The organism is Acaryochloris sp. 'Moss Beach' (assembly GCF_021497025.1).
Lineage (GTDB): Bacteria > Cyanobacteriota > Cyanobacteriia > Thermosynechococcales > Thermosynechococcaceae > Acaryochloris > Acaryochloris marina_A.
In genome coordinates, this window is record NZ_CP071717.1 from 2284966 (window position 1) to 2297654 (window position 12689).

A 12689-nucleotide genomic window follows, 5' to 3' on the forward strand; every position below is an offset into this window, starting at 1 on the left:
TCGTGTACTATGTGAAAAGCGGTATTTTTATATCTTAAAAAGCCTCTCTTGTATAGACATTACTGGGACGTTTTATCACCTATTGAGCTAACGATTCGATAAGTCTTATCGGCAGCCTTAATTTGACTATGATCGGGGAATTTTTTGACGGGGGAGATAACTACAACCTATGATTATTTGTCCCAATTGTCTCCACCAAAATCCTGATAGTGCTACGACTTGTGAAGCTTGCCAGAGTGCCTTGCCCTCTACAAGTAGCTGCCCCAACTGTGGAGCATCCATTCAAGTTGGGGCACAGTTTTGTGGCCAATGTGGATTCAATCTGTTGGACGCCCCCAATGAGTTAGATGAAATCATCGCTCTCACCACCGAAACACCAGAAGCTGAACCCGCTTCCAGCAACAATCCATTTATTTTTCCCGATCCTCAACCCCCAGATCCCTTAGTCATGCCGGATCTGATGCCGCCAGAACCAGCGGTAATACCCCCCTTGCCCGTTGACTTACCTTCCCTAGATAATGAGCTGCCTCCATTCGAAGCGCCTCTATCTCCCGCTCCGGCTTATCCTGAAACCGCTTCGCCGGGTACGCCCAGAACTCAACTCCAACAGCAGACGATTCAGTTAGTCCATGTTCAGACCAACGCAGTGATTGATCTATCCCCGACCCTTGATCGGATCCATATGGGGAAACCCAACGATCGAGTTCCCCCCGACATTGACGTGTCAGGGTTCCCGAATGCTGAAGTCGTTTCTCGCGTTCATGCTGATATTCGGGTCGAAGGGGGTCATTATTTTATTGAAGATGTCGGTAGCTCAAATGGGACTTACATCAACAGCATTCCTCTGTTACCCGGCAATCGGCATCGCCTACGCATCGGCGACCGCATCGCCCTTGGCAAAGGCAATCTAGTCACTTTTCTATTCCAACTTAACTGATAACGTGATTACTCTAACGCTCTTGCATCCTGTTCAATCCACTCCCGTTCAAAGTTGGAGCTTTGAGCAAGATCCAGTCATCCGCATTGGTCGAGCTGTGGACAACCATGTTGTGCTTTACAGTGCAGTTGTCTCCCGTTATCACGTCGAACTTCGACAAACGGGCGCCCAGTGGGAAGTCGTCAACATCGGTACAAATGGCACCTACTTGGACGGCAAACGCGTCCATCAAGCCCCTTTGGCAGATGGCAACATCATGCGCCTCGCCCGTTCTGGCCCTAATATTCAAATCCATATTGATGAAAGTGGGAGTAGTGGCAGCAAGTATAGTCAACCTGATGTGACGGCTGCTCCCAACTCACCCAGCATCCAGGCCCAACCCCCACAACCCCAAGGCGCTGCTCCTCCTTCAGCAGAGATGAGTCCCTCACTGCAGAATGCCGAAGAAGGCTTTCGAGTGACGGGCCAGACGCCCTTTCCTAAACACCCTCAAGATGAACAGAGTCGCTTTCAGTATCCCTGTACGAATGACGGATCAAAACCTGCTGCCAACTGTCAAAATTCACCTGCGAACAAGGGATCGTTGGTTTGTACCGATTGTGGTTTACCGCTCAAAGTCTGGCGACAAATCGGCCAATACCATATTCTTAAGCCTCTAGGGACCGGGGATAATACTTTTATTGCCTGGCGGGATGGTCACATGGTGGTGCTCAAAACCCTCCAACAGGAGTGGCTGGACCATGAAGATGCGTTGATCGCCTTCCAAGACCAAGCAGCTCAGCTCTGTCAGACCAGTCATCCCGGAATTCCTAAAATCTACGAAGCATTTGAGATAGAGGGACAACCTTATCTCGTCAGTGAGATGATCTATGGGCAAAATCTTAAGCAATGGGTGACGGAGCGAGGTCCCCTATCCCAAGAACAGACCATCTTGTGGATTTCAGATATTTGTGAAGTTTTAGATTATCTACATCAACAGTCCCCGGCTATTATTCACCGCAATCTCAAACCAGCCAATTTTTTGCGCCCTACCATTCCCCATGGTTTCAAGGAAGTGGTCTTGGTTAATTTTGGCGAGATGCAGCTTCTGAGCCCTGAAGCAGGCACATTCATTGGTTCTGTGGGCTACACGGCACCCGAGTTACAAGCCGGTAAAGCAGCGCCAGCCTCCGATCTCTATGCCTTAGGCGCGACTTTGGTTTACATTTTGACCGGGCAAGAACCCGATGCCTTTTACCGATTGGGAGATGAAGAATTTCGACTCCATGTCGAAGATGTTCCTCGACTCAGCCCAGAGATGGCAGATGTGATCCAACGCCTCACCCATCCACAACCCCAAAACCGCTATTCCTCTGCATCTCAAGTCGCTGAAGCCATGAGAGAACTGCTACCGGCACCGATTTGAGTAAGCGATAATAAAACGCTTCAATGCCTGGTGGATAGTTGTCCCATGGTAGTTTGCACTCTCATGCTAATTTGTATCGCCTGATGAATAACCTGTTGATACTCCTGGGCCTGCTCTTGCACCTCTAAGGCTTGCAGGGCTATCAGCGCTTGGTCTAAGTCTTGCCCTAAGGCTTGATGGCGGTGAAGAAGGCGGCGATGGCGGCGGATCTGAGTCTCTAGGGTTAAGGCAGTAACTAAATGGGTCCGACTCACCTGTAAGGCTGACAAAATGGATGTTAGATCTTCCACTTGAGTCGATGGATGGGCTTGGGTCAAACCCTTGAGAACCATCACAGTCTCCACAAGCTGATTGTATTGGTCGATGTCATCCAGCATATGCATCAGGATGCGTAAGGTGCGAGTCCGATGCCATAGATAGAAGTGCCAGCCAGAGAACATCAGTGTTGTTGCGGTGGCCGTCACCTGGAGAAATCGGTGGGTTTGTTGAGGGGCTGAATCCCGTAAGGTAATGAGTCCGATGGGCACAGACAGCATACCGATGAAGGCTAACATAATCATCTCTACACTGAAGATATGCAGCCAATATTGCGGTTGATGCCAGGCAGAACGGCGGTATACCCCTCCGAATAAACTCCCTACCCACCAACCATTGGTGATAAAGCCTGTTTGGGATTCAATATCTTCAGGCGTTAATTGTAAAGTTTGTAGTTTTTCAAAATCAGGGGGATGACTCATGGGCTTTATCCGGCACCCTGCATCAGATTTGCGATCGCATCAAGGACACCGGTCCAAAAGTTACCTTCCCGAGATCGAAACAGCTCAAAGGCTCCTGGCGAACCAAAAAAGGGGCGCAAGGTCCAGCCCAACTGACTACCGACAAACCCATACAGACAAAGCCAAAAACGCAGCACCGTAGAGCGGAGTTGCACATTAGTATCCGTATCGGACTGGGCCACAGGACGCATGGCCTGGTAGAGGAAAGACACCCCAAACATGCCCGTAAGGGCAAAAACCACCACATTCAGCAGCAGATAAAACGAATAATCCTGCACGGGAGAAATGGTGATCACGAAAAACAAAGTAATCGGGGCAAAGCCCACGAGCAGTAAGGCAATGACGGCAGCCGCACTCAACACATAGGTGAAATGCTGAGCAATGGTTTGGCGAGATCCAAACAAGGCATTAAACACATACAGGGCAGGCAAACAAACCAGTAAGGTGATCAGGTAAAGGGTCGGCAGTTTTAAGCCTGAAGACAGGGCTTGCAGCGGACTGTGAAAGGAGCCGACGATAGCGCCATAGGTGGCAAAACTACAAAAACTACAGATCAGCAGGGCGGAAATTTTGACCGATAATCGCTTTCCCTCATGAATTTCTTGGAGAAAGGTTTGTCGGTCTTTGAGCAGGGCAATAAAAATAGCAACAGCGTTCATAGACAAGGAAGCAAGGGCAGCGTGAAAGTAAGCTCAGCCTAGCTTTGCCACTTCTGTCCTGTCAGTCGGCTGAAGTCGGGAGTTTTTTGGGAAAAAGTCGGGTCAGGTCGGGTTGATGGCCCAGACTGGCCCTTATCTCATATGTTCTTCCAGGTTTAGAATCACGGTTTCCAAGTACCACTCTTCGGAGCGCCCGGGATATTGTGACTTCGTACTCCGCACAATCCCCCGCGCTAAATCTTGGTTGCCACCCAGTAATTCCAAGAGTCGCTGCCATAAGCGCTCATGCTGGGTTTGCGGCGGCTTAGGTGGAGTATAAGATTCTTTTTGAGCAGAGGGTTGCAGCTTATTGAGTTGGGCTAGAACCTGCTGATAGTTGAACCATTCTTCTTGGGCACAAAACAGGCTAATGGCCCGCTGATAATCGGCAATGGCTTGGGGATTTTCCTTCATCCCCGCATAGGTCAGGCCGCGCTGATAAAAAGCATCGGCATTGTTGCCATTCAGGCGTAAAGCTTCGGCATAGTCTTCGATAGCTCCCAGATTATGTCCAATTCCTCGGTAGGCATTGCCCCTAGCAACATAGGCGTCACTATCTTCAGGGGATAAGAATAAGGCCTGATTGCAGTCAGAAATCGCCCCTTGGGGATCCTTGAGATTCAGGCGGGCCTTGCTCCGTCCTCGATAGGTAATAGCATCTTCAAATTTGAGGGTGAGAGCCTGGTTGAAATCTGCAACCGCAGCTTGGTAATTGCCCTGTTTACAGTAGACCAATCCCCTGCAGCAATAAGCTTTGCCATCCTGTGGATCGGCCTGCAAGACCCAATTAATGTCCGAGAGAGCCTGACTGAGCTGGCCGATTTTGGCCCGATCGAGGATTTGCGTAAAGTAATCTTTTTCTGATAGGGCAGGGGGTGGCACTGCGGGTGCCTTTGTGATTGGAGCAGTAGGATTAGGCGTTTTTGGCCGAATTTCTTCGATCTTGTCGATGCATTGACGTGCTCCATCCGCATCTTTTTGATCGAGATAGAGTCCTGAAGCCACTTTAAAATCTGAGATCGCAGCTTGGATATCTCCTTGCTTGCGATGGACAATACCGCGCAGTTTATGGGCGGCAGCATAGGTGCGATCGCAACCAATCGCCAGCTCAACATCAGCCATCGTCCCAGGCACATTTTTCAAGGAGAGTCGTGCTAAGGCTCGGCAGTAATAGGCTTTGGCTGATTTAGAGTCAATCTCTAGGGCCTTACCATAGTCTTCAATCGCGGCATAGACATTGCCAGAATCATAGTGGGCCAACCCTCGTTGGCAGTAGGCATCTACGGAAAATGGCTCAGCTTCCAGGACTTGGGTAAAGGTTGCGATCGCATCTGCGTATTGCTTTTGCCGAAGTTGCGCTTGTCCTTGTTGAAATAACGGGGCACTCATGGGCACTCTGATGATGATGCAATGTAGACCTCAAAACAACGGGTTACACCGCTGGACGGGATTAATATCCTAACTAATAACCTCAACCCCTACCGTTGTCTTGAGTGATTTCATTTATGTTGGCAGATTTTGGGTAGCAGAAAATCTCCAATCCTTTTACGAAAATTTTCTTAACTCAACCTGAGTTCGGTTTTTACTTCTAGAGATCCTTACAACTTCGCGTCAAGATACTTTACAATCAGCAATATTGCCCTGGGCATAATTAACAAAGACTTTAGAAGTTTAATACAAAGTTTTTTGGTCGCCCGCCCTTGCTACACGGGCAATCTAACAGTCATCCATCCCCTGATGGTTTGTCAAAGCTTGTAGCACTATCCCTTAGAGAAGAAAGATGAAAGACCTCACCCGCTATCGCAACATTGGTATCTTTGCCCACGTAGATGCTGGTAAAACCACCACTACAGAAAGAATCTTGAAGTTAACCGGCAAAATCCACAAGATTGGTGAAGTGCACGAAGGTGAGGCCACCACTGACTTCATGGAGCAGGAGCAAGAGCGGGGGATTACGATTCAGTCCGCTGCCACCTCTTGTGTTTGGAACGATCACCAGCTCAACATTATTGATACCCCTGGACACGTTGATTTCACCATTGAGGTTTATCGCTCCCTCAAGGTTTTGGATGGCGGCGTCGGTGTATTTTGTGGCTCTGGTGGGGTAGAACCTCAATCCGAGACCAACTGGCGCTACGCGAACGACTCTAAAGTCGCCCGGATTATCTATGTCAATAAACTAGACCGCACCGGGGCTGACTTTTACCGCGTTGTTGACCAAGTTGAAAAAATCCTGGCCGCCAGGCCTTTAGTCATGACTCTGCCTATCGGCACCGAAAACGAATTTATCGGTGTCGTGGATGTGCTTACGGAAAAAGCCTGGGTTTGGGATGATTCCGGCGAGCCCATGAACTATGAAATCCAAGACGTCCCTGAAGATATGAAGGACGATCTTGCCACCTACCGCGAGATGCTAATCGAGACAGCGGTCGAGCAAGATGACGACCTCATGGAAAAATATTTGGAAGGCGAAGAAGTCAGCATCGAAGACTTGAAGCGCTGTATCCGCAAAGGAACCCGTGATCTGGAATTTTTCCCCACTTACTGTGGATCTGCTTTTAAAAACAAGGGTGTACAGCTCGTCCTGGATGCAGTCGTTGACTATTTGCCCAACCCCAAAGAAGTCAAACCTCAACCAGAAGTTGATCTGGAAGGTAATGAAACAGGTAACTTTGCCGTTGTCAATCCAGATAACCCCATGCGGGCCTTGGCATTCAAAATTATGGATGACCGATTTGGAGCGCTGACCTTTACCCGTATCTACTCCGGCACGATTTCTAAAGGCGATACGGTTCTCAATACTGCCACCGGTAAAACAGAACGGATTGGCCGTCTTGTGGAGATGCATGCCGACTCTCGCGAGGAAATTACTTCCGCTCAAGCGGGCGACATTATCGCTATTGTCGGTCTCAAGAATGTGCAGACAGGACATACCCTCTGCGATCCGAAAGAGCCTGCGACCCTTGAACCCATGGTCTTTCCTGCCCCCGTGATTTCAATCGCGGTTGCGCCCAAAACAAAGGGCGGAGACGAAAAGATGGGAATGGCCCTCAGCAAAATGGTGCAAGAAGATCCCTCTTTCCATGTGGTAACGGATGAAGAGAGTGGTGAAACCATCATTAAAGGGATGGGCGAGCTTCACCTTGATATTAAGGTGGATATTCTTAAGCGCACCCATGGTATCGAAGTGGAAGTCGGTAAACCCCAAGTGGCCTATCGAGAATCCATTACTAAGCGTCTTGAAGATAGCTATACCCACAAGAAACAGTCGGGTGGTTCGGGTCAGTACGGCAAGATTGATTATGTCGTCGAGCCGGGCGAACAAGGTTCAGGCTTCCAGTTTGAATCTAAGGTCACAGGGGGTAACGTTCCTCGTGAATACTGGCCTGCGGTAGAGAAAGGATTTGGCAATAGTATCGATAAAGGTGTACTGGCAGGGTTCCCTTGTGTTGATATCAAGGTAACGTTGACGGATGGCTCCTTCCACCCGGTTGACTCTTCTGCCATTGCCTTTGAAATTGCTGCCAAGTCAGCCTATCGTCAGTCCATTCCTAAGGCCGGTCCTCAATTACTGGAACCGATCATGAGTGTAGATGCCTTCACCCCTGACGATCATGTGGGGGATGTGATCGGTGACCTCAACCGTCGTCGAGGCATGATTAAGTCCCAAGACTCTAATCCCATGGGATCTCGGATCAAAGCAGATGTGCCCTTGAGTGAGATGTTTGGCTACATTGGCGACTTGCGGACCATGACCTCTGGTCGCGGTCAGTTCTCCATGGAGTTTTCCCATTACGCCCCTTGCCCCACAAATGTGGCGGAAGAGGTGATTAAGGAAGCCAAGGAACGTCAAGAAGCCAAGTAATTACAAACTAAAGTAATCCAACAAACGGCACTTTCTACTTTTGGAAGGTGCCGTTTTTGTTGGCTCTTGTTCGCGAGGTTTGCTTTGATATCCTCAATAATCTCAACGCAGATGACTCATTCCATTGACCATTTTCCGTTAGCCGCAAAACGAACTTGAACGGTTCTCCGCTGAGTTTTGAGAAAGGTTTGGCGAGACCAAGTGAGTAAGAAAGAACGTTGCTCAATGGCGGCTTGAGACGTACCGATATTGATGGGGTTACTGGCACTATCCAACTGCAGACTAACACCTGGCGCAGCTTCCAACACTTCAACCGCAGCAGAAGCAAGAAATAGATGATTGTCCTTCTCAAGATTTGTCCACGTTAAGCGCAGCTTTGCTGCCGGATCACCCAGACTAAAGGTAGCTTGATGGCGTTGTGACGAATCAACAACAGGGACCGAAGGAGAATCATTGTGCTGATCTAAACCCTCAGACAACTCCAGAGGAGTTCCTAAAGGTCCTACAGGGGTAGTCGGTCCACCGCAACCCGCAAGCAGCAATGAGCCTATCAGCGCCATACTCCCCAGCCTGAGATAAGCACTGGATTGGGACTGTTGTGAGGCTCGAGCGCCAGAAGTCATAACAATTCAGCCACTATTTAGGATTGATCGTTCTGATCGTCAAGACTTGGGGTGGCGTAGAATCAGCGGGATAGAGAAATTCAACATTCACCAATTGCTTTTTCTTGGGCGGAATCGGTAAGGTCAGTAACGCTTTGCCCCGCTCTCCCCGCCGCTGTACTAAGTGGAAAAAGCGTCTTTGGGACTTGCCCGCACCATCGGTATAGCTCAGCTTCAGCGTCCCTCGAAAAAAAGCAGGGCCACCAGGAGATTTTAAAAAGCGCAAGCCCTTGTCAGACAGCTTATCTTCCTTGATCGGTGTTTGCAGGGACAGGGTCACCTTTTGTGGATCATCGGTGTTGTTCTTGAGGGGTAAGTCCAGCTTGTACCGCAACCCATAATTGCCGTGGGATTTGTAAGCAGTATCTTCATACCGAACCAACATGGGGGCACTTTGGATTTGATCCGTGCCTAAGGTGCCGCGATCTAGGGTATTGATTGCGTAGGAAAATGCTTCACCCGGCTTAGGGATATCTAGGCTATCCGCTCCAGGCTTATTGGCAATCGTTGCTTTCCATTCCGAGCCTTTGGACACGCCCGCAACTCGCCCATAGAAGAATTTGTCGGTGTCAGAGTCGGGAGGAGTCGGGGCTTTATCCCTTGGACTAACCAAGTTTCCCTTGGCCAAGGTCTGCTTCCAGTCTTCTAAAAGCGGGGCCTGAAATTTCCATTTCGATGGAGACCGGGCATAACGGGTCATGCTGGCGGCGTAGAGCTTGCCGTTGGTCCATAACCGTAGCCAAGTGGTGCGGCTATTGCTGGGGGGAAGTTGCAAATTCACCAGCATCTTGCTTTGACCCGGCGGAATGACAAGATTGGTGGCCCAACCCGCCTGTCGTTTGCGACGAAGAACTTCACCCGCCGTTCGACTACCAGGCCCCGAATAGATTTTGCCGCCTTGATCCGCAGAGTGGGCGGGAAGATCCACAAATGGGGCCTGAGACTGACTGAGATAGCTGTTGGCCTGCAAGACCAGCACTTTTACAGGCTTACTAGAAGGATTATGCAACAAAACCCCCAAATACAAGGGTCGTTTTCCCTTTTTAGAATCAATCCGGGTGACATGATGGGCAAATACATCAAACCGACCGGTCAAGGCATAGTTCAAATGGGCTTCGGGGAACTGTTTACCAGACTCAGGAAACGTAGAGAGAAGAATCCCTTCAGATTTAACAATTTCTGGGCTGTTGCTATTAAAAACAGGAAATTGATCCAGTTTTCCCGGCAATGCCCTCACTTCCTGGGGAACAAGCACTTCGGGTGCGGCGGCAATCGTACTTGCTTGAGCGAGAAGTAGGGTAGACAGGAAAAATGACATGAATGAATCAATCAATACAATTGAGCGAATAAATTCTACCAGCCCATGATCCCCACATTGAAGACCAATGGGCCGCTTTGATAGATGACCCATCCTTAGGGAATAGCTTGCGATAGTAAGTTTTCAAAGGCCCGCCGTTCATGGGGACTGCCCACTAAAAGTAACCGATCGCCAGTTTCTAAGAGCGTAAAAGCATGGGGATAGCGAAAGATGCGCTGGCCCCGCCGCACGGCCATAATGGTTGCCCCCGTACGGCTACGAATCTGAGTCTGGGAAATCGTTTGATTGATGAAGGGAGAGTTGGGCTTCAGGGTGTACCAACGGCCTTCAAGTCCTTCGACAACTTTGCCTAATTCAGGGGGAACACGATCCCCCAACTGTTTGGGCACAATTTCACGGTAGTGGCCTGCCCGATAGGTATTGGCAATGGTCTGGACTTGCTGAATGGGGTCACCTAAATTGAGCAATACATGGGCTCCCATTTCTAGGGATGCTTCAAATTCGGGCTGCACCACCTCTTTAGCGCCAAGTTGGTAGAGTACATCAATTTCTTGGATGGCGTGGGCGCGAACAGTGACATCTAATCCGGGAACCATGCTTAAAGCCCGCTTTAGGGTCAGCCGGGTCGCCAAGGGGTCAGGAAGGGCGATGGCAAGGACGCGGGCTCGATCTAATTTGGATTTACGCAATACCAACTCACTGGAAGCATCGCCAAATAGATAGGGGATTTTCTGGTCTCGCAAGGTCTGTAAGGTTGCTTCATTATTTTCGATCACTAGGACAGGATGTTCTTGCGATCGCAACATCCGTACCAAGGTTTGGCCAACCCGACCATAACCAGCAACAACACAATGTCCCGCTAACCCATCCGGAATCGCCACTTCTTTCGGACGTTGGGTATAGATAAACCACCGTCCAATACCCGGTATGCGCTCAAGATAATTCGGGAGACGAGTCGAAAGCTTAAAGACAAAGGGGGTAATCAGTAAGGTAATGGCCGTTGTTCCCACCATCAAGCCATATAACCGAGGAGAGAACAGATCCAGATCCACGGCGACACCCGCGAGCACAAAGGAAAATTCACCAATCTGATTAATCCCTAGACCCACCTTGAGGGCAGTGCTAAAGCCATAGCCAAAGATCACGACTAAGGTCGTGACGATCAGGGCCTTACCCACCATCACAATCGCCACCAAACTGAGCAGAGTCCCCAAATTTTCAACCAAAAACACGGGGTCAATCAGCATACCAATGGAGGCGAAAAACAAGGTGGCGAAGACATCCCGCATGGGCAAAATACTTTGCAAGGCATGGTCTGCATATTCCACCTGAGACACCATCAAACCTGCCACAAATGCCCCCATTTCAATGCCTAAGCCCATGGAGGCTGTGGCCAAGGCAACCCCCATGCAGAGGGCAACCACGCTCAGGACAAACAGTTCTTGCGACCCCGTCTGGGCCACCTTTTTCATCAGAGTCGGGACAATTTTCAGTCCGGCAACAACCGCTAATAGAAAAAACAAGGCGGTTTTGAGTACAGCGACCAGCAAGGCTTGGCCAATAGTGGCGGCTGGTTGGGTCAATATCGGCAACACTGCCAGCATCAGTCCCAAACTCAGATCCTGGATAATCAGAATTCCCAGCATGACTTGGCCATGCATCGTCTGCATTTCATTGCGCTCAATTAGGCTTTTGAGCACTACAGCCGTTGATGATAGGGAAAGCACCGCTCCCAGAAAAATCGCTTGGGGCAAGGTGTCTACCCAGTGGGTAAAGTAGGCCAATCCACCCCCCAAAAGGGTAGTGAGTAGTACTTGCAGGGTGCCTCCTCCCAAGGCAATTTTGCGGACTTTTAAAAGATTGCTAAAGGAAAACTCTACTCCCAGGGCAAATAGCAGCAGCACCACTCCCATCTCTGCGAAAAAGTTAATCGCGCCTTCAGCTTTAACGATTTCTAAGCCAGATGGACCTACGGCTAACCCCGCTAGTAAATAGCCTAATAAGGCAGGTTGTCCAAGTCGAGTGGTGAGATAGCCACCAACAGCAGCAGTGCCTAAAACCGCTACCATATCGACAATAAGAGAAAGTTCTGCAGCCATAGGTCACTCTCTGAAGACAGGCTACTCTAACATCAATCCAGCAGTCTGCAATGTCTGTAAGATGCAAGCAACACCGTTAATATACAATTCTGCACACGCAATCGAGCTGTCTTTGCCTTGATCGGAGGTCCATGAAAATCTTAGTCGGCAATGATGATGGTATTTTTGCCCCTGGCGTGCGGGCCTTAGCCAATACTCTAGCCCTGGACCATGAGGTCACCGTCGTTTGCCCAGATCGAGAACGCTCAGCCACCGGGCATGGGCTAACGATTCATCAGCCCATTCGCGCAGAAAAAGTCCAATCCATGTTTGTGGATCAGGTGACCGCCTGGGCCTGTTCCGGCACCCCTGCTGACTGTATCAAGTTGGCTCTGGGAGCACTCCTAGAGAGTCCACCGGATTTTGTATTGTCGGGGATTAATCAAGGTCCCAACTTGGGCACAGACGTGCTGTACTCGGGTACTGTCTCAGCAGCAATGGAAGGGGTCATTGAAGGGATTACGAGTATTGCCTTTAGCTATGGCAGCTTTACTGAACAGCAGTTTCAGCCAGCAGCAAACTTCGGTAAGCAGCTATTAGATCACCTGATTCAGCATCCTTTATCTGAGCCGATGTTGCTGAATGTGAATGTCCCCGCTTTGCCTGCGAACCAGATTCAGGGGGTGGCGCTCACTCGGCAGGGCATTCGTCGTTACCATGACCTATTCGAGAAACGCATTGATCCGAGAGGGAAAACGTATTATTGGCTGGCGGGAGAAGTGATGGAAGATTTGGAAGGTGGAAGTGCCGATCTAGATATCCTCACTGATGTTCAGGCGATCCGTCAACGACTGATTGCCATCACACCTTTGCAATATAATCTCACTGCAACCCATAGCCTCAATCCTCTCCTGAACTGGCTTACACCTCTTCAGAGACGATAATTCGTG

General features: G+C 49.7%; 10 protein-coding genes. 4 read left to right on the plus strand and 6 right to left on the minus strand.

The features are described from left to right. Positions 1-169 precede the first annotated feature (169 nt). Both HRE53_RS10565 and HRE53_RS10570 read left to right on the plus strand, forming a co-directional pair. On the plus strand, positions 170-937 hold the full coding sequence (locus HRE53_RS10565; RefSeq protein WP_235110374.1) for an FHA domain-containing protein: 768 nt from the start codon (positions 170-172) through the stop codon (positions 935-937). Between the two features lie 4 nt (positions 938-941). Next, complete coding sequence (locus HRE53_RS10570; protein WP_212663407.1) at positions 942-2342, plus strand: protein kinase domain-containing protein; 1401 nt, start codon at positions 942-944, stop codon at positions 2340-2342. Between the two features lie 20 nt (positions 2343-2362). Here HRE53_RS10570 and HRE53_RS10575 read toward each other — a convergent pair whose 3' ends face one another. The 3 genes from HRE53_RS10575 to HRE53_RS10585 all read right to left on the minus strand — a co-directional run bounded on the left by HRE53_RS10575 (position 2363) and on the right by HRE53_RS10585 (position 5205). Further along, on the minus strand, positions 2363-3079 hold the full coding sequence (locus tag HRE53_RS10575; protein WP_235110376.1) for a hypothetical protein: 717 nt from the start codon (positions 3077-3079) through the stop codon (positions 2363-2365). Between the two features lie 5 nt (positions 3080-3084). Then, a complete protein-coding gene (locus HRE53_RS10580; RefSeq protein ID WP_212663408.1) occupies positions 3085-3777 on the minus strand; it encodes a hypothetical protein in 693 nt (230 codons plus the stop codon). Between the two features lie 132 nt (positions 3778-3909). Then, entirely contained in the window at positions 3910-5205 is a 1296-nt protein-coding gene (locus HRE53_RS10585) for a tetratricopeptide repeat protein (RefSeq protein WP_235110378.1), read from the minus strand. A 391-nt stretch (positions 5206-5596) separates the two neighbouring features. Between HRE53_RS10585 and fusA the strand changes: the two genes are divergently transcribed. Beyond that, complete coding sequence (gene fusA, locus HRE53_RS10590; RefSeq protein ID WP_212663410.1) at positions 5597-7681, plus strand: elongation factor G; 2085 nt, start codon at positions 5597-5599, stop codon at positions 7679-7681. Positions 7682-7797: 116 nt separating this feature from the next. Here the strand turns inward: fusA and HRE53_RS10595 are convergent, their stop codons facing one another. The 3 genes from HRE53_RS10595 to HRE53_RS10605 form a co-directional block, all read right to left on the minus strand. Next, complete coding sequence (locus HRE53_RS10595) at positions 7798-8304, minus strand: hypothetical protein (RefSeq protein WP_212663411.1); 507 nt, start codon at positions 8302-8304, stop codon at positions 7798-7800. A gap of 13 nt (positions 8305-8317) precedes the next feature. Further along, positions 8318-9661 carry a DUF3370 domain-containing protein gene (locus HRE53_RS10600; protein ID WP_235110379.1) on the minus strand — a complete coding sequence of 448 codons (1344 nt, stop codon included), beginning with the start codon at positions 9659-9661 and terminating at the stop codon, positions 8318-8320. Between the two features lie 95 nt (positions 9662-9756). After that, a complete protein-coding gene (locus tag HRE53_RS10605) occupies positions 9757-11760 on the minus strand; it encodes a cation:proton antiporter (RefSeq protein ID WP_212663413.1) in 2004 nt (667 codons plus the stop codon). Positions 11761-11891: 131 nt separating this feature from the next. On the opposite strand from HRE53_RS10605, the gene surE reads away from it, so the two are divergent. Beyond that, on the plus strand, positions 11892-12683 hold the full coding sequence (gene surE / locus HRE53_RS10610) for a 5'/3'-nucleotidase SurE (protein WP_212663414.1): 792 nt from the start codon (positions 11892-11894) through the stop codon (positions 12681-12683). Positions 12684-12689: the final 6 nt, after the last annotated feature.

What these genes read in the sequence shown, in the direction of transcription:
- HRE53_RS10575 (WP_235110376.1), bottom strand. Translation starts at nt 3,079, where the DNA reads ATGAGTCATCCCCCTGATTTTGAAAAACTACAAACTTTACAATTAACG.
- fusA (WP_212663410.1), top strand. Translation starts at nt 5,597, where the DNA reads ATGAAAGACCTCACCCGCTATCGCAACATTGGTATCTTTGCCCACGTA.
- surE (WP_212663414.1), top strand. Translation starts at nt 11,892, where the DNA reads ATGAAAATCTTAGTCGGCAATGATGATGGTATTTTTGCCCCTGGCGTG.
- HRE53_RS10595 (WP_212663411.1), bottom strand. Translation starts at nt 8,304, where the DNA reads ATGACTTCTGGCGCTCGAGCCTCACAACAGTCCCAATCCAGTGCTTAT.
- HRE53_RS10580 (WP_212663408.1), bottom strand. Translation starts at nt 3,777, where the DNA reads ATGAACGCTGTTGCTATTTTTATTGCCCTGCTCAAAGACCGACAAACC.
- HRE53_RS10600 (WP_235110379.1), bottom strand. Translation starts at nt 9,661, where the DNA reads ATGTCATTTTTCCTGTCTACCCTACTTCTCGCTCAAGCAAGTACGATT.
- HRE53_RS10605 (WP_212663413.1), bottom strand. Translation starts at nt 11,760, where the DNA reads ATGGCTGCAGAACTTTCTCTTATTGTCGATATGGTAGCGGTTTTAGGC.
- HRE53_RS10565 (WP_235110374.1), top strand. Translation starts at nt 170, where the DNA reads ATGATTATTTGTCCCAATTGTCTCCACCAAAATCCTGATAGTGCTACG.
- HRE53_RS10585 (WP_235110378.1), bottom strand. Translation starts at nt 5,205, where the DNA reads ATGAGTGCCCCGTTATTTCAACAAGGACAAGCGCAACTTCGGCAAAAG.